General features: G+C 60.1%; 16 protein-coding genes. 15 read left to right on the top strand and 1 reads right to left on the bottom strand.

Going from position 1 to position 17545, the window contains the following annotated elements; genetic code table 11:
* Window positions 1–381: 381 nt before the first annotated feature.
* Complete coding sequence (locus LA304_RS01690) at window positions 382–1416, bottom strand: LacI family DNA-binding transcriptional regulator (RefSeq protein ID WP_224501393.1); 1035 nt, start codon at window positions 1414–1416, stop codon at window positions 382–384.
* Window positions 1417–1582: 166 nt separating this feature from the next.
* Here LA304_RS01690 and LA304_RS01685 point away from each other — a divergent pair, with 166 nt between their 5' ends.
* The 15 genes from LA304_RS01685 to LA304_RS01615 all read left to right on the top strand — a co-directional run bounded on the left by LA304_RS01685 (window position 1583) and on the right by LA304_RS01615 (window position 17449).
* Entirely contained in the window at window positions 1583–2557 is a 975-nt protein-coding gene (locus LA304_RS01685; RefSeq protein WP_224501392.1) for a substrate-binding domain-containing protein, read from the top strand.
* A 48-nt stretch (window positions 2558–2605) separates the two neighbouring features.
* Complete coding sequence (locus tag LA304_RS01680; RefSeq protein ID WP_224501391.1) at window positions 2606–3727, top strand: ABC transporter permease; 1122 nt, start codon at window positions 2606–2608, stop codon at window positions 3725–3727.
* Window positions 3728–3737: 10 nt separating this feature from the next.
* Complete coding sequence (locus tag LA304_RS01675; protein ID WP_224501390.1) at window positions 3738–4733, top strand: ABC transporter permease; 996 nt, start codon at window positions 3738–3740, stop codon at window positions 4731–4733.
* An 11-nt stretch (window positions 4734–4744) separates the two neighbouring features.
* Window positions 4745–5557, top strand: coding sequence for an ATP-binding cassette domain-containing protein (locus LA304_RS01670; RefSeq protein WP_224501389.1), 813 nt, complete (start codon window positions 4745–4747; stop codon window positions 5555–5557).
* A gap of 82 nt (window positions 5558–5639) precedes the next feature.
* Complete coding sequence (locus tag LA304_RS01665; RefSeq protein WP_224501388.1) at window positions 5640–6539, top strand: sugar phosphate isomerase/epimerase family protein; 900 nt, start codon at window positions 5640–5642, stop codon at window positions 6537–6539.
* A gap of 11 nt (window positions 6540–6550) precedes the next feature.
* A complete protein-coding gene (locus LA304_RS01660; protein WP_224501387.1) occupies window positions 6551–7552 on the top strand; it encodes a Gfo/Idh/MocA family oxidoreductase in 1002 nt (333 codons plus the stop codon).
* 37 nt (window positions 7553–7589) lie between these two features.
* Entirely contained in the window at window positions 7590–8768 is a 1179-nt protein-coding gene (locus LA304_RS01655; protein ID WP_224501386.1) for a Gfo/Idh/MocA family protein, read from the top strand.
* 25 nt (window positions 8769–8793) lie between these two features.
* Window positions 8794–9735: a sugar phosphate isomerase/epimerase family protein gene (locus tag LA304_RS01650; RefSeq protein ID WP_224501385.1), complete on the top strand. Its 942-nt coding sequence runs from the start codon at window positions 8794–8796 to the stop codon at window positions 9733–9735.
* 12 nt (window positions 9736–9747) lie between these two features.
* Window positions 9748–10041, top strand: coding sequence for a putative quinol monooxygenase (locus LA304_RS01645; RefSeq protein WP_224501384.1), 294 nt, complete (start codon window positions 9748–9750; stop codon window positions 10039–10041).
* Window positions 10042–10044: 3 nt separating this feature from the next.
* Window positions 10045–10977, top strand: coding sequence for a TIM barrel protein (locus LA304_RS01640; RefSeq protein ID WP_224501383.1), 933 nt, complete (start codon window positions 10045–10047; stop codon window positions 10975–10977).
* Window positions 10978–10980: 3 nt separating this feature from the next.
* A complete protein-coding gene (locus tag LA304_RS01635; RefSeq protein ID WP_224501382.1) occupies window positions 10981–12918 on the top strand; it encodes a bifunctional 5-dehydro-2-deoxygluconokinase/5-dehydro-2-deoxyphosphogluconate aldolase in 1938 nt (645 codons plus the stop codon).
* 4 nt (window positions 12919–12922) lie between these two features.
* Window positions 12923–14779: a 3D-(3,5/4)-trihydroxycyclohexane-1,2-dione acylhydrolase (decyclizing) gene (gene iolD / locus LA304_RS01630; RefSeq protein WP_224501381.1), complete on the top strand. Its 1857-nt coding sequence runs from the start codon at window positions 12923–12925 to the stop codon at window positions 14777–14779.
* A 14-nt stretch (window positions 14780–14793) separates the two neighbouring features.
* Window positions 14794–15588: a 5-deoxy-glucuronate isomerase gene (iolB, locus tag LA304_RS01625; protein ID WP_224501380.1), complete on the top strand. Its 795-nt coding sequence runs from the start codon at window positions 14794–14796 to the stop codon at window positions 15586–15588.
* 19 nt (window positions 15589–15607) lie between these two features.
* A complete protein-coding gene (locus LA304_RS01620) occupies window positions 15608–16636 on the top strand; it encodes a Gfo/Idh/MocA family protein (RefSeq protein ID WP_224501379.1) in 1029 nt (342 codons plus the stop codon).
* 21 nt (window positions 16637–16657) lie between these two features.
* A complete protein-coding gene (locus tag LA304_RS01615) occupies window positions 16658–17449 on the top strand; it encodes a TIM barrel protein (protein ID WP_224501378.1) in 792 nt (263 codons plus the stop codon).
* Window positions 17450–17545 lie beyond the last annotated feature (96 nt).

The following is a 17545-nucleotide window of genomic DNA, read 5'->3' as shown; positions in this document are numbered from 1 at the left end:
GGTCAATCCTCCCGTCCGTTGGAAGAATTGAATCAGCATCTCACACGCCAATCAAGCGCGCGTTTTTCAACGGAATACGCCCATAGCAGAGTTTTCGCCACCGGCATGGCGCGAAGCGTGTGTCGGAAAGGAAAAAATGTTGAATGTCAGGTGGGGATAATGGCGGAGAGACAGGGATTCGAACCCTGGGTCCCCGTAAAGGGACAACGGTTTTCGTGACCGTTTTTGGGGTCAGATTAGGATTTCGAAACCGAATGAAATAAGGGTTTTTAGTGCTGCATTTTGAGCGAAATCGGCATTATCGGCAGTCAAAGGTGTCATAGTAAAGTGTCATAGTCATCGTGTCAGTGTGGAACGCGTTAGAAGTGCTCTGGTTAAAACCTAAATATTTTCAGGTGTAATGATCTCGAACGGGACGGTGTGGTGGACTGTTGAGCGCGGGCCATCGTTCGCGACGGCATCGATCATGGTTTGCACCAGAACTTCGCTCGTGTGCTCCATCGGGTGGCACAGAGCAGCGGTGATCAGGCCCTCCGAGAGGCCCTTTCGCGTCTCAGGGCCGATGTCACGGCAGATCAGCTTCACGCCCCGACGACGCTCAATCGGCACTTCGCGAAGGGCGCGAAGAACGCCAGAGATGCCGCCTCCCACCATGAAAATCCCGACGATTTCATCGGTCGATTTCAACAGGTCCCGCACCATCTCGTGCGCGCGATTGGGTTCTTCGTTGGTTGAGCGGCATTCATCTACGCTCAAATGAGGTGCGTGTTCGCGGATATAGGAGCGGAAGCTGGCCTCAGCCACGTCCTGACATTGATAGCGCGGGTTGCCCTGAAAGACGCCGATGCGACCGTGATCGTTGGTCATTTGCGAAATCAGGAAGGCCGCCGTCCGGCCCAGTTTCCAGTTGTCCGTTCCGACAAACGCGGCGCGTTCGGGCGAGGATTGGTCGGTGATATAGGCCACCACGGGTTTGCCCATCTCACTCAGCGCGCGGATCGTTTGCCCGATTTGAGGGTGATCTGCCGCGATGAGGGCCACTGCGTCACAGTTCCGTCCGAGCGCAAGGAGGCGTTGCGATATATTTTCCGGCGTCAGCAGGTCGACAAAATCAATGAGCGGGTCTGCCGTGTCGAATTGACGGTTGCGGCAGGCTTTGGTGATTTCGCGTCCGAAGTGCTGGTACAGCTCACGCGTCGATTGCTGCAGAAGAAAGCCCAGTCGGTAGTGCGGCGCGTTCTTTTTGATTTGGTCCTCAATGGAGCCAAGCCCGTAAAATCCGATCTTTTCCGCGGTCCTCTGAATGTGCTGCGCGGTGCTCGCTTTCACATTTGTTGCGCCGGAGAGAATCCGGTTCACAGTTGAAACGGACACGCCGGCCTCTCGGGCAAGATCGGAAATTGTTGGTCTTTTCATGAGGATAGCTCACTTTCCGCGCCATGGGTGTATCATTATGAATGACACAAAATGACACATATGCAACAGAAATATTCAGTTTGTGTTTCAAGAATCCTCCCGCCCCCATATCAGGACTGCACATGATGGCTCCTGAGAGGACAGGAGCTTATGGGAGGAAAAAATCATGACCAAATTCAGCCGTTTCGCGGCCACTGCAACTACTGCCATCGTCGCTGCCTGCGCTGCAGGTGCTGTTATGGCTGCCGACATCTTCGTGGTGGGTGGCAAGCCCGACGATCCGTTCTGGTCCCGCGTGAAACTCGGCGCCGAAGAAGCCGGTAAAGTTGCAGAAGCTCAGGGTGGCTCCGTCACCTGGCTCGGCCCGCAGAACTACGACAACCTCGGCCCGGACGCGGCAGAGCTCATCCGTCAGGCCATCGACCAAGGCGCAGATGCAATCGTGGGTCCGGACTGGGTTCCGGAAGCCATGGACCCGGCATTCCAGGCCGTTGTTGACGCAGGCATCCCGCTTGTCATCTACAACGCTGGCGGCATTGAAGCTGCGGATCGTCTCGGCGCACTGAACTATGTTGGTGCTGTTGACTATAAATCCGGTTTCGCCGGTGGAGAATACCTCGGGAACGCGGGCCATAAGAATGGCGCATGTGTGAACACCCTTCCGGGTGCAGCCAACCTGGAAGCGTTCTGTACCGGCTTCAACGACGGTATTGCATCCGTGGGCGGCACGGGCTCTGTGCTTCAGCTTCCGGCCACCGCCTTCGGTGACGCAACCGCAGTGGCTCAGGCTGTGCGCGCACACCTGCTGCAAAACCCGGAGATCGACGCCATGTTCGCGGTCGGCGACGGCGACACCAACGCGACCGTGTCCGGGATCGCGCAGGCTGGCAAAACCGGCAGCGTCAAAGTCTGCGGCATGAACTTCAACGACACGATCCTCGCCAACATTCAGGCTGGAACGCAGGCTTGTGCCATCGATCAGCAGGGCTATCAGCAAGGCTTCTTCGCTGTCTCGATCCTCAACAACTTCGTCAACTACGGCGTGACGATCCCGACCCGTGAAATTCTCACCGGTCCGGGCGTCATCGACGCGGCGAACGTTGAGCTTGTGATTGAAGGTGTGAAAGCCGGGGCGCGCTAAGTCTCCCGAGGCGACCCGCGCGACGACCGCGCGGGTCACTATTCCCACATGAAAACGGAGGCCGCCCGTTTCCCGCGGACGGCATTTCCCGTCGATAGCAGCCGTGGCGCCAGAGCCATCGGCGCGCCGTCGGCACAACCAAACGGATACAAATCAATGGAACCGAAAACCGGCGCGAAAGGCATTTCGCTTGGCAGTTTGGCCAGGCGCCCCGAAACGGGCTCTCTGATCGGGTTTGTCGTCGTCTACATCTTCTTTGCAGCTCTCGGCGGGAAGGTCTTTATGTCCGCCCCCGGCTGGTCGAGCTGGCTCAACATCGCCGCTGAAGTGGGCATCATCGCGCTGCCCGTTGGCCTTCTGATGATCTCCGGCGAATTCGATATGTCTGTCGGTTCCGTCATCCCGGCGTCTTCGATGATGGCGGCCATTCTCTCCGGTCATTACGAACTGCCAGCCCTCGTTGGCATTCTTGGCGGCCTCGGTGTCGGGTTGTTCGTCGGTTTCGTGAATGGTGTCATCGTCACCCGCACCACCATTCCGTCGCTCATTGTCACCATTGGCGTGATGTTCGCGGTGATGGGAATGACCCTCGGCCTCGCCGTGATGATCAAGGGCTCCACCAGCGTGTCCTATGTCCCCGATCCGCTGACCAAGTCGATCCTCGGCCAATTCATCAATGGCATGTTCAACGTGTCGATCTTCTGGTGGCTCGGGTTTGTGGCGGTGTTCTTTTACTTCCTGCACATCTCGCCCATCGGGAACTGGGTCTTTGCCCTCGGCGGCGACCGCGAAAGCGCCCGCAACGCCGGTATCCCGACCGACAAGCTCACCATCGGCCTGTTCATGATGTCCGGTTTCAACGCAGCCTTCGTCGGCATCGCCCAGGTGATGACCTACCAAAGCGCGCAGGTCGCAGGCGGTCAGTCGTTCATCTTCAACTCGATCATGTGTGTGGTCATCGGCGGCGTGCTGCTGACCGGCGGCGCAGGATCGGTCGTGGGTGTTGTGCTCGGCACGATGACCTTCGCGGTGGTGAACCAAGGCATCTACTTCGCCGCACTCGATCCGAACATCGGCTCCATCATCATCGGCGCATTGCTCCTCGCTGCGGTTCTTTCGAACGACAGCTTCCGGGCACTCGCGATGAACTACGCAACCAAGAAGAAGTGAGGGCGGATCAATGGACCTTATTGCAAACCTTCTGCGCCGTCCCGCTGCGGCTTCCATTCTCAGCCTCATCGGTGTGCTTGTCTTCTACGTCGTCTTCGGCGGTGTTGAACTCGGCAAACTCGCCAACGCCGCCAGCTGGCTCAACTACGCCGCCCGTATCGGCATCGTGGCTCTGCCTGTCGGCCTTCTGATGATCTCCGGTGAGATCGACATCTCCATCGGGGCCATGATCCCGGCAGGGGCAATGACCACCGCGATTATCTCCGGCTACTACGATCTGCCGATCATCTTCGGCATCATCGGCGCCCTGACCATCGGTGTTCTGGTGGGTCTGTTCAACGGCATCCTCGCCGTGCGCACCACGGTGCCGACGCTGATCATCACCCTCGGCACGCTCGTCGCGATGCAGGGTGTGGTGCTCGCAGGTTCCAAACTCCTGACCGGCGCGGCCTCCGTTCCGCTCACGGCTCCGGCTTGGGCAAAGACGTTGTTCGGTGACTTCATCTTCGGCGGCAGCCATCAGGTCATCATCATCTGGTGGGTCATTCTGGCCGTGATCTTCTGGTTCGTCATGCACATGAGCAAGTTCGGCAACTGGATCTTCGCCATCGGCGGCGACAAAGTCAGCGCCCGCAACGCAGGCATTCCGGTGGACCGCATCACCATCCTGCTCTTCGTCCTGACCTCGACCGCTGCGTCCTTCGTCGGCATGTGCCACGCGATCCTGTTCAACTCGGCGCAAGTCTCCGGCGGCATGAACGACATCTTCAACATCATCGTCAGCGTGGTTGTTGGCGGCGTGCTCCTCACAGGTGGCTTCGGTTCCATCGCCGGCGTCTTCATCGGCACCCTGACCTTCGCCATCGTGAACAAGGGCATCGACTTTACCGCCATCGACCGCAACTGGGCGAACCTGATCATCGGCGTGATGCTCCTGATCGCTGTCGCGATGAACGAAAGCTTCCGCAAAATGGCGCTTTCCTACGCTCCGAAACCCAAGAAATAAGGACCGAAACGATGAACAAACCTGTTCTTGAATTGAAAAACGTGAACAAGTCCTTCGGCCCGATCGATGTGCTTCACGACATCACACTCCAGGTGAAAGCGGGCGAGGTTCTGTGCCTTCTGGGGGACAACGGCGCCGGTAAATCGACCCTGATCAAAACCCTCGCGGGCGTTCACAAACCGACCTCCGGCGAGATGTTGATGGACGGAGAACCTGTTTCCTTCGCCCGCCCGAAAGACGCAGCTGACCGCGGGATCGCAACGGTGCACCAGTTCGGTGGGACCTTCCCGCTGATGTCCATTGGCCGCAGTTTCTTTGTGGGTGTGGAACCGACCAAAGGCTTCGGCCCGTTCAAAGTCTTCGACAAGAAGACGGCGAATGAAGTGGCGGTGAAGGCCGTGCAGGAATTCGGCATCACGCGGATCACCGACGGCGACCGCCTGATTGGTGGCCTGTCCGGCGGTGAGCGTCAGTCCCTCGCCATTGCCCGCGCTCTGCACTTTGGTGCGCGCGTTCTGATCCTCGACGAGCCGACAGCGGCCCTTGGTGTGAAACAGGCGAGCCACGTTCTGCGCGTCGTGATGGAAGCCAAAAAGCGCGGCGTCGCCGTGATCTTCATCACCCACCAGGTGACGCACGCCATGGCTGTTGGGGATCACTTCGCGGTGCTGATCCGCGGTGCGCTCGCTGCCAACTTCATGAAGGGCGAGAAGTCCCGCGAGGAAATCACCGACCTCATGGCCGGTGGCGAAGCGCTCGCTGATCTCGATGCCCACCTTGAAGACAACACGGGGCAGGGCGCCGCCGCCGCGACGGTGTCCTGATCCAAGCTTCTCCTGGCGCCCGCCTGCTCCTCCTTCTCTCCCGGCGGGCGCCCATTGAAATTCCAATCGAAGGTTTACCCCTATGAAAATCGCCCTCGACCCGTTTATGCACCGTCACCTGTCTCTGGAGGAGCTTCCGTCCAAAGTGGCCGAACTTGGCTACGAGTGGATCGAACTGTCCCCGCGTGCCGATTTCCTTGAGTGGTTCAAGGCCCCGCGCGTGTTTCCGGACCGGATCAAGTCCTTCAAAAAAGCGCTGAAGGACAGCGGCGTGGGCATCTCGTCCCTGCTGCCGATGTATCGCTGGGCGTCGAACGACGAGGGCGAACGTCAGGCCGCCGTCAAGCATTGGAAACGCGCGATTGAGATCGCCGTTGAGCTCGACGTCGATGTCATGAACTCCGAATTCGGCCGTGGTCCGCACCCGGACAAAGGCGGCTGCTACTGCTGCCACACCGGTGCAATGATCGAAACCTGCGAAGATGCATGGTGGCGCTCCATGGACGAACTGGTCCCGATTTTCGAGCGCGAAGGCGTGAACCTGCACATCGAGCCGCACCCCGAGGACTGGGTCGAGGAACTGAACCCGGCTGTGGACCTAATCCGTACCGTGAACTCCAAGAACGTGAAATTCCTCTACTGCGCGCCGCACACCTTCTACTTCGGTGATGACACCAAAGAGATGTTGCGAGAGTGCAAAGACGTTCTCGCCCACGTGCACGTGGCGGACACCTTTAACCACAAGGCCTCTTCCGGTCTGCGTTACATCCTGAACCCGCCGGGCACCAACGCGCGCATCCACCAGCACCTCGACATCGGTCAGGGCGAAGTTCCGTGGGACGATTTCTTCGGCACGCTCGCCGAGATCGGATTCGACGGCATCATGACCGCCTGTGTCTTTGCCTGGGAAGACCGGATGGATGACTCCGGTAAATTCATGCGCTCCGAAATGCAGCGCTACGTCGACAAATACTTCAAGTAAGGAGCAGATCCATGGCACTCAAAGTTGGTGTTATCGGCACGGGCATGATCGGTCAGGATCACATCCGCCGCCTGACCAAAGTTCTCTCCGGCGTAGTCGTCACCGGAGTCACGGATATCGACGCCTCCCGTGCGGCCTCCGCTGCACCCGAGGGGGCCGAAGTCTTCGCAACCCCGCAGGATCTGATCCGTTCGGACAATGTCGAAGCCATCGTCATTTGTTCTTGGGGGCCGGCGCACGAAGAGCAACTCCTCGACTGTATCGCTGCGGGCAAACCGGTGTTTTGTGAAAAGCCGCTCGTGACCTCCGAATCTGCGGCGCTCAAGGTGATGGCCGCAGAGGTCGAGTTCGGAAAGCGTCTCGTTCAGGTTGGTTTCATGCGTCGTTTCGATGCGGATTACCGTCGCCTGAAGGCGGTGATCGACGGCAATACGCTCGGCGCGCCGCTGATGTATAAATCCGTTCACCGCAATGCGTCCGTGCCGGAGGGTCTCTACACCTCCGAGATGCCGCTCAACGATACGCTGGTGCATGACGCGGATATTTCCCGCTGGCTTCTGTCCGACGAGATTTCGTCCGTCGAAGTCCGTGTTCCGCGCCGCTCCACCCGTGGCACTGATCTTCGCGATCCGGTCATTGTGATGCTACATATGGACTCCGGTGCCATCGTCGACGTCGAGATTTCGGTCAACATTTCCTACGGTTACGACATCCGTGGCGAGGTTTCCTGCGAGACCGGTGTGGCCGCTCTTCCGAACCGCCCTGCGACGGTGATTTCCGACCAATACGGCATCCGTCAGGCGATCCCCGAGGATTGGCGCGAGCGCTTCATCGAAGCCTACGACCAGGAATTCCGCGAATGGATCGTGGCTGCGGGGCAGGGTGGTGCGACGGGCCCATCCACATGGGACGGCTATGCCGCGACGCTCGTGGCTGATGCGGCTCTGCGCGCCGTCGATACCGGATCGCGCGAACCGATCGGGATGATCGAAAAGCCCGAAATTTATTCTTGAGAAAACCTACCCGCGAGAGGGTCCACTTAGAAGGTTTATGCCTATGATTAATGGCGAAAGAACAATCCAGCGTCCGCTCCGCTGGGGCATGGTCGGTGGCGGCCGCACAGGTCAGGTCGGTTACAAACACCGCACCGGCGCACTGCGCGATGGCACATATCAGCTCGTGGCCGGTGCCTTCGATCTTGATGCGGAACGTGGCCGTGATTTCGGCATCAACCTCGGCGTCTCCGAGGATCGCTGCTACGCAACCTATCAGGACCTGATCGCGGGTGAGACGGGCCGTGCTGACGGTGTCGATGTCGTGTCTGTCGCGACGCCGAACTTCACCCACTTCGAGATCACCAAAGCACTGCTTGAAGCGGGCATTCACGTGATCTGCGAAAAACCGCTCTTCTTTACGGTCGAGGAATGCGAAATCGTCGCGAAACTCGCCGAGGAAAAAGGTCTGATCGTCGGTGTGACCTACGGCTTTACGGGCCATCCGCTCGTGCATCAGATGGCGGCGATGGTGGCTAAAGGGATGCTCGGCGACATTCGTATCGTCGACATGCAATACACCCACGGCTTCAATGCGGGTGACGACACCAATGCAGGCGATGCGGTGAAGTGGCGGACCAATCCGGCGACGGCTGGGTCTACCTTCGTGCTCGGTGACATCGGCACGCACCTCTACTACCTCTCCGAGGTTGTGCTGCCCGATCTGAAAATCGAGAAACTGCTTTGCGACCGTAAGGCGTTCATCCCGACCCGTGCGCCGCTCGAAGATCACGCGACCGTTCTCATGCATTACGACAACGGTGCCCGTGGCCGTCTCTGGGTGTCCTCAGTGAACGCAGGGAATATGGGATCGCAGCGCTACCGCTTTGTCGGCTCCAAGGCCTCTGTCGAATGGTCCGACAGCCATCCCGACCAGCTGATCTATGAAGTTCAGGGCGAACCGAACCAGATCCTGCACCACGGGATGCCCTACCTCGAAGAGGAAGGTCTCGAATACGACCGGATGGGCGGGCTGCACACCGAGGGTCTCGGCGACAGCTGGGCCAACATCTACCTTTGGATCGCCGAAGCCATCGACGCGAAAATGCGCGGTGACGAGGACTTCCTGAAAACCCACCACTACCCCGGCATCGACGCAGGCACCGAAGGCGTGCGCTGGCTCGAGAACTGTGTCCGCTCCGCCGACGCAGGGGCCGCTTGGGTCGAATACGCATAACCGTCTGCCTTAGGAGATTGCAGATATGAAACTGTCCATTTGTACTGATGTGATGCGCGACCTGTCCTTCACGGACATGCTCGACAAATGTGTGGAACTCGGTGTCGAAGGCATCGAGATGACCGGCGGTGGCTGGTCCAACGGCCCGCACTTCCGCGCGGACGAACTGCTGGCCGACAAGGGCCTGCTCAAGTCCAAGCTCAAAGAGATCGAGGCCCGTGGCCTGTCGATCGCTGCCCTGAACTGCTCTGCCAACCCGCTCGATCCGGGTGCCATGGGCACGCGTCACCTCAAAGAGATGAAAGAGACCATCACGCTCGCGGGTGAGATCGGTGTCGAAACCATCGTGACCATGTCCGGCCTGCCTGAGGCTGCCCCGGGCGACAAAGTTCCGAACTGGCTCGTCTACACCAAATCCTGGCCGGACGAGATGCCGGAGCGCGACCGTTACCAGTGGGAAGACCGTGCGTTCCCCCTCTGGCACGACCTCGTGGACTTCGGCAAAAAAGCGGGCATCAAGCGTTACGCGCTCGAAAACTTCTCCGCGATGCTCGTCTGGAACCCGGAAACCCTGTTCCGTCTTCGCAATGAAGTCGGCGATATGGTCGGTATGAACCTCGACCCAAGTCACCTCATGTGGATGGGGGCAGAGCCGATTGCCTCCGCTCGTGCGCTGGGTGCAGCGATCCACCACTGCCACGGCAAAGACACCCGTATTGAGCGCGGTCTTTGCGACGTAAACGGCCTCTTGGAACTCAAAGACGTCACCGACGTTGCGAACCGTTCGTGGAACTACGTTGCAGTTGGTGCAGGTCGTGACCTCCAGTGGTGGAAGGAATTCTTCTCCGTCGTCGGCATGTGCGGCTACAACGGCTGGGTCTCTCTGGAGATGGAAGATTTCACCATGTCCACCGAGGCAGGCATCCAGTCCTCCATCGCGGCGCTCCAAGCCACGATCATCCGCTAAGAGGGCACGCAGGTGTATAAGTTCATCATCACGATCGATCTGCAAAAGGACACGCGCGACATGATCCTCGCGCGTGCGCCTGCGGCTCAAAAGGCCACCCGCGAAGAGCCGGGTTGCATCGCGTATGACTTCTACACCTGCACCGACAATCCGGACCGTCTCGTCTTTGTCGAAACATGGCGCGACGAGGCGGCCCACGCAGAACACATGGAATACGAGCACACGAAAAGCTTCATCGCCTTTCACGAGCAATTCCACAAATCCCTGACCTTCGAGACGATCAACATCGCCTCACCGACGGACTGAGCCATGATCAGCAACCCCATCACAGTGACCTGCGCCCCGTGCTGCTGGGGGGTGGATGACGTCAACAATCCGCATCTGCCGGCGTGGGATCGGGTGCTGGATGAAGCCGCGCGCGCAGGCTTCGGAGGGCTCGAACTCGGGCCTTACGGGTATATGCCGCTCGACATCGACGTGATGTCCGAGGCGCTGGAGGCGCGCGGGCTTTCGATTGTGGCCGGAACGATCTTTGACAATCTGGTCTCCGAGGACAACACCGAGGCCCTGATCAAACAAACGCGCGAGATCTGCGCCTTGATCACCGCTCTGCCAAAACCCGACCGTCATGGCGGCCAACGCTTTGCCGCGCCGTATCTCACGGTGATGGACTGGGGACACGACGAACGCGATTTTGCGGCGGGTCATTCGGGCCGCGCCCCGCGTCTCGACCTGTCGGATTGGGCGGCGTTGATCGAGAACATCCGCACGATTTCCGAGATCGCACGCGATGAATTCGGCGTCCGCGCCGTGATTCACCCGCATGCTGGCGGCTACATCGAATTCGAGGACGAAATCGACCGCCTCGTGATGGATATCGACCACAATACCGCGGGCCTCTGCCTCGACACCGGACACATGGTCTATTCGGGCATGGACCCGATCCGGACGCTCGAAAAGCACTGGGCGCGGGTCGACTACATCCATTTCAAAGACATCGCCCCCGAGGTCTACGAGACCGTCATGGGCGAGCGCATCCGCTTTTTCGACGCCTGCGGCAAAGGCGTCATGTGCCCCATCGGTAAGGGTAATATCGACTATCCGGCCATCCGCGCGTTTCTCTCCGAGAAGGGCTACGGAGGCTACATCACCATCGAACAGGAACGCGATCCGCGCAACACGGGCTCCATTCTGGCTGACCTTGCTGCCTCGCGTTCGTTCCTCAAAGAAACGGGTTTCTGAGCCATGAAAGACCTTGATGTCATCACCATTGGACGCGCGGGCGTCGATCTTTACGGCGCACAGATCGGGGGCCGTTTGGAGGACATGGGATCCTTCGAGAAGTATATCGGCGGCAGTCCTACGAACATTGCCTGCGGGACGTCTCGTTTGGGGCTGAAGTCGGCGCTGATCACCCGCGTGGGGGATGAGCACATGGGGCGCTTCATTCGTGAGCAGCTTGTGCGCGAAGGTGTGAATGTCGAGGGCGTGGCCACGGATACAGAGCGTCTGACGGCGCTGGTGATCCTTGGCATTCGCGACGAGGACCAATTCCCGTTGATCTTCTACCGCGAGAACTGCGCGGACATGGCGCTCTGCGAGGATGACATCGATCCCGAGTTCATCAAACGCTCCCGCGCCATAGTTGCCACCGGCACGCACCTGTCGAACCCGAAGACCGAAGCCGCGACCTTGAAGGCGCTCGAATACGCCCGCCAGTATGGTGCACGCACGGCTCTGGATATCGACTACCGCCCGAACCTCTGGGGCGTGGCCGGTCATGGCGACGGCGAGAGCCGCTTTGTCGAAAGCGAGGCCGTGACGGCGAAACTGCTGTCCACTCTGCACTATTTCGATCTGATCGTCGGCACGGAAGAAGAGTTCCACATCGCGGGCGGCTCCACCGATACGGTCGCAGCTCTGCGCAAAGTGCGCGAGAACTCCAAAGCGACGCTCGTGTGTAAACGCGGGGCGCTCGGCGCGGTGGCGTTTGAAGGCGACATTCCCGACAGCCTCGACGACGGCCAGACGGGCGAAGGCTTCCCGATCGAAGTGTTCAACGTTCTGGGCGCCGGTGACGGGTTCTTCTCCGGTCTTCTCAAGGGCTGGATGGATTGCCCCGATGTGGACAAGATCGACTGGCCGACCGCGCTCAAATACGCGAACGCCTGTGGCGCTTTCGCAGTGTCGCGTCACGGCTGCACGCCGGCCTATCCGTCGCTTGCCGAGCTTGAGTTCTTCCTGAACCGCGGCGTGGTGCAAAAAGACCTGCGCAACGATCCGGCTCTGGAGCAGATCCACTGGTCCACGACGCGCTACACGCGCAATGCGGGCGACTGGTCTTCTGTGCGCACCTTCGCGTTCGACCACCGTCTCCAACTCGAAGAGATGGAGGGCTACACTCTCGAGAAGGGTGGCGCGTTCAAGGAGCTGTGCCTCGAAGCCGCGCTCAAGGTGAAGGGTGATGAGGATGGCTATGGCATCCTCTGTGACAACCGCATCGGCCGCGCGGCGCTTCATGCCGCCTCCGGTTCCGGCCTCTGGATTGGTCGCCCGACCGAACTGCCGGGTTCCCGCCCGATCCAGTTCGAACCGGAGCTCGGTATCGACTTTGGTCAGTTCAAGGAATGGGCCCGCGAGAACGTCGTCAAACTGCTGGTCTTCTGCCACCCAGACGACGACGCAGAGACCCGAGCCCTGCAAGAAGCGCGTGTGAAGACCCTCTTCACCGCGGCACGTAACAACAACCTCGAGTTCCTGCTCGAAGTGATCCCTTCCAAGGTCGGTCCCGTGGACACGCACACGACCGCCACCTTGATCCGGCAATTCTACGAGGCAGGGGTCTACCCTGACTGGTGGAAGCTGGAACCGATGGCAACTGCGGAAGCTTGGGCCAGCGCCGTAGCTGCCATCGAAGACTACGACCAGCACACGCGCGGCATTGTCGTGCTCGGGCTGGATGCGCCGGAGGCAGAGCTTGCGGCATCGTTCGAGGTAGCTGCCTCCTTCTCGCTCGTCAAAGGCTTCGCCGTGGGGCGGACGATCTTTGGCGATGCAGCGCGCGCTTGGATGAAAGGCGAAATGAATGATGCGGCCGCGGTGGATCAGATGGCGGAGCGCTTTACCCGCCTGTGCAAGATTTGGGACGACGCCCGCGAGAGCGCGCGTTTGAACGGAGAATAAGACCATGAGCAACACCATCAGACTGACCGCCGCACAGGCGATGATCAAATGGCTCTCGGTGCAGATGACCCCCGAGGGGGACCGATATATCGACGGGATGTGGGCGATCTTCGGCCACGGCAATGTGGCAGGCATCGGTGAGGCGCTTCATGCCTACAAAGACGTGTTCCCGACATGGCGCGGACAGAACGAACAGACCATGGCGCACGCCGCGATTGCCTATGCGAAGGGCAAAAAGCGCACCCGCGCGATGGCTGTCACCTCCTCCATCGGGCCGGGGTCCACAAACGTCGTGACCGCCGCCGCGCTCGCCCATGTGAACCGTCTGCCGCTCCTGATTGTGGCGGGGGACGTGTTTGCCAACCGCCGCCCCGATCCGGTGCTGCAACAGGTTGAGGATTTTGACGACGGCACGGTCTCTGCGAATGACTGCTTCAAACCCGTCTCGCGCTACTTCGACCGGATCACGCGACCGGAGCACATCCTCTACGCCCTGCCGCGCGCCCTGCGCACGATGACGGACCCCGCGAACTGTGGTCCCGCGACGCTCGCCTTCTGTCAGGACGTTCAGGCGGAGGCCTATGACTACCCTGTCGAATTTTTTGATCCGAAAGTCTGGCACATCCGCCGCCCGCAGCCCGATGTGGACGAACTCGCCCGAGTGGCCGAATTGATCAAAACGGCGAAGCGTCCGGTGATCATTTCCGGTGGTGGCACGATCTATTCCCAAGCCGAAGAGACGCTTGGTGCCTTTGCGTCCAAACACAACATTCCTGTCGCGGAAACGCAGGCGGGCAAATCCGGCCTGTCGCAGAGCCACCCGATGAACTTCGGCGCCTCCGGTGTGGACGGCTCCGCCGCCGCCAACGCGGCCTCAGCGAATGCCGATCTGGTGATCGGTGTGGGCACGCGGTTCCAGGACTTCACCACCGGTTCGCGCACGATGTTCCGCCATGACGCACAGCTCGTCTCGATCAACATCCACGGCTATGACGCCGCCAAGCACGGGGCCGAGAGCCTCGTGGGCGATGCGAAAGTGACGCTTGAGGCGCTCACCGAGGCGCTGGGTGACTATTCGGCTGAGGCCCCCGATGCAGCGGCGCGCGAAGACTGGCTCCGTGCAGTGGATGTCTACTGCGCCCGTCCGGACGATCTGGCGGCATTGCCGACCGACGGTCAGGTGATCGGTGCCGTGCAACGCGCCACGACCGAGACCGCCATCGCCATGTGCGCCGCAGGCACCATGCCCGGCGCGCTCAAGCTCCTGTGGAAACCATCGCAGGGCGGCTATCACATGGAATACGGCTATTCCTGCATGGGCTACGAGGTCGCGGGCGCGATGGGTCTCAAACTTGCTGCGCCCGAGCGCGAGGTGATCTGTTTTGTCGGCGACGGCTCCTACATGATGGCCAACGCGGAGATCGCCTCCGCCGTCATGCGCCGCATTCCGTTCACGGTCGTCCTCACCGACAATCGTGGCTACGGCTGTATCAACCGCCTGCAGACCTTGGGCTGTGGCGGGGAACCGTTCAACAACATGTATGTGGACTGCAACATCGAAGACCAGCCGCAGATCGACTACGTCGCCCACGCCGCCTCCATGGGAGCATTCGCGGTCAAAGCGAAAGACACCGATCAGTTGGAGGCCGAGATTGCCGCCGCCCGCGACCGCACCGTTCCGACGGTCATCGTGATCGACACCATCGCCAAAGACTTCCCGGGAACGGGTCTCGAGACCTCCGCAGGCGAGCACGGCTTCTTCTGGGATGTCGCCGTCCCTGAGGTCTCCGAGCGCCAGAAACAACGCGACTACTACGCCAACTACATCGAGCAAGTGGCAAAAGCCCGGCTCGCAAACTGAGGAAAGGAACCGATATGGCCGATCTTCTGAAGAGACCGTTTGGCACCCACGGCAAAGTGCATCAGATCACGCCGGAGAGTGCGGGCTGGCGCTATGTCGGGTTCGATCTGCTCAAGCTCCGCGCGGGGGAGACCTGGGCCGAGACAACCGGCGGCAACGAGGTCATTCTCGTGATGGTCGAGGGCAAGGCGAAAATCCATGCCGCGGGCAAGGATTGGGGCGAATTGGGCGAGCGGATGAACGTGTTCGAGAAAACGCCGCCCCATTGCCTCTACGTGCCGAATGACAGTGACTGGTCGCTCGAGACCACCACGGACGCGACCATTGCCGTTTGCAAAGCGCCCGGCAAATCCGGCCATGAGGCGCGCAAGATCGGCCCCGACGGGATCGAACTGACCCAGCGCGGGGAGGGCGTCAATACGCGTTTTATCAACAATATCGCCATGGAGAACGAAGATTACTGTGACAGTTTGCTGGTCACCGAGGTCTTCACGCCCGCAGGCCACTGGTCGTCCTTCCCGAGCCACCGCCATGATGAAGACGACTTCCCGCGCGTGACCTATCTCGAAGAGACCTACTATCACCGCCTCAACCCCGCCAACGGCTTTGGCATTCAGCGGGTCTATACCGATGATCTGCAACTGAACGAAACGATGGCGGTCCACGACGGCGACGTCGTCTGCGTCCCGCGCGGCCATCACCCCTGCGGCGCGCCTTATGGGTTTGAGATGTATTACCTGAACGTCATGGCAGGCCCGCTGCGCAAATGGCGGTTCGTTCCGGCGCCCGAAGTCGAACATTTGATGTGAGAGGCGTAAGGAGACAGGCGTGAAAATCGGATTGGTCGGATACGGCACGGGCGGCCGTCATTTTCATGCGCCCTTTATCATGGCGGCAGAGGGGATCGAACTCGCGGGAATTGTGGCCCGGTCCGAGTCGAAGATTGCCCAGATTGAAACCGATTATCCCGGCTTGCCGATTTACGCCTCTCTGCCGGAGATGCTGGCGGCGGGCGTTGATGCCGTGACGATCACCACTCCGCCGGAAACGCGGCGCGAACTTGTCCTCGAAGCGATAGAGGCCGGTGTACATGTCGTCGCCGACAAACCCTTTGCCCCCTCCGCCGAGGTCGCGCGGGAACTCGACGCCGCCGCCAAGGCGAAGGGCGTGGTGCTCTCCGTCTTTCACAACCGCCGCTGCGACACGGATGTCCGCACGCTCAAGGGGGTGCTTGATGGTGGCGAACTGGGCAAGATCTGGCGCGTGCATTCGCGGATGGACATGGATGACCCCGCGACGCTCGAACTCGGGCCGTCTGGCGGGCTTCTGCGTGATATGGGGAGCCATGTGATTGATCAGATGGTCTGGCTCTTTGGTCCCGTTGCGTCTGTGAGTGCGCATCTCGATATGATCGAGAGTGAAGCGGGGCCGACCGACGCGGGTTTCGTTGTGTCCATGCGGCACAAGAACGGGGTCTTTAGTCAGGTCAGCTCCAGCAAACTCAACAAATTCGCCGAGAACACCTATCGCGTCTATGGCGAAAACGGCTGTTATCTGTCCTACATGACCGACGTGCAGACGCTGGCGATCTTTGCGGACAAACGCCCGCTCGATGATCTGAAGGGCTGGGGCTACGAGGTTGAGGAAAATTGGCCTGAACTGCGCACGGCCTCCGGAGTGCGGAAGGTGCCATCGGAGCAGGGCCGCTATCACGACTATCACGAGGCCTTCGCCAAAGCCTGTAAAACGGGCACTCCGCCGCCCGTGCCGCCCTCTGACGCCATCGAAGCGCTGCGCATCCTCGATGCCGCACGGATCAGTGCGACGGAGCATCGCGACGTCTCGCTCCTCGACTAACACTGTCCAGAAAGCCCCCGAATGATCAAACGCGCGCTCAACCAGAAAACGCTCCGTCGATTGAGCTTTGAACAGTTCCTCGACGTCGCAGCCCAGCTCAAATGCGTTGGCGTCGAGCCGCGCAATGATCTCGGACGTCCGTTCTTTGACGGTGTAGCGCCTCAAGAGGCGGCGAACATGGCGCGGGCGCGCGGGCTGCGGTTGCTCGGGCTGTCGGAGGTTTACGGGTTCAACGTCTGGGACGACGAACGCGCAGAACAGATCGCGGCGCTGATTGATGTGGCTGAGGCGTCGGGTTCGGAGACCATTAGCCTGATCCCAACCGTGGACGACCGTCCGACGCGGGATTTGCGCGACGTGATGCGAGATATCCTGTCGATGGTTAAGGGGAAAAAGGTTCTGCCTTTGATCGAACCAATAGGGTTCGAGACGTCGACAATTCGCGGCACGGCGGAGTTGGTGGAGGCCATCGAGGCCGTCGGCGGGACAGAGAAATTCAAGCTCGTCCACGACACCTTTCAACATGCGATTGCGGGTGAGACGGAGATTTTCGCGTATCACACGGCAATGGTGCATATCTCCGGCATTTCCACGCCTGATGTGGGCTTAGACGCGATTCAGGACTCGCATCGAATCTTGGTTGATGCGGAGGATCGCTGCGGGAATGTGCCTCAAATCGCAGAGTTTCTTGAAAGCGGCTATGAGGGCGCATTCTCATTCGAATGCACAGAACCACGCCTTCTGCGGCGCATCACCCCAGCCTGTGTGGATGAGAGTTTCGCATTTATAGAAGGTGAGTTGTTGGAGGGATGAGGTTCTCGCGTGGCTAAAACTGGGCTGCCTCATTTGACGGGTCCAAGTTGATTGTTAGTGCATTGTCGGCCTCTGGGCCAAGGGTATAACGGCCTC

The organism is Celeribacter litoreus (genome assembly GCF_020165855.1).
Lineage (GTDB): Bacteria > Pseudomonadota > Alphaproteobacteria > Rhodobacterales > Rhodobacteraceae > Celeribacter > Celeribacter litoreus.
Note: the sequence above shows the minus strand (reverse complement) of the source record. Positions and strands in the feature narration are given on the sequence as shown.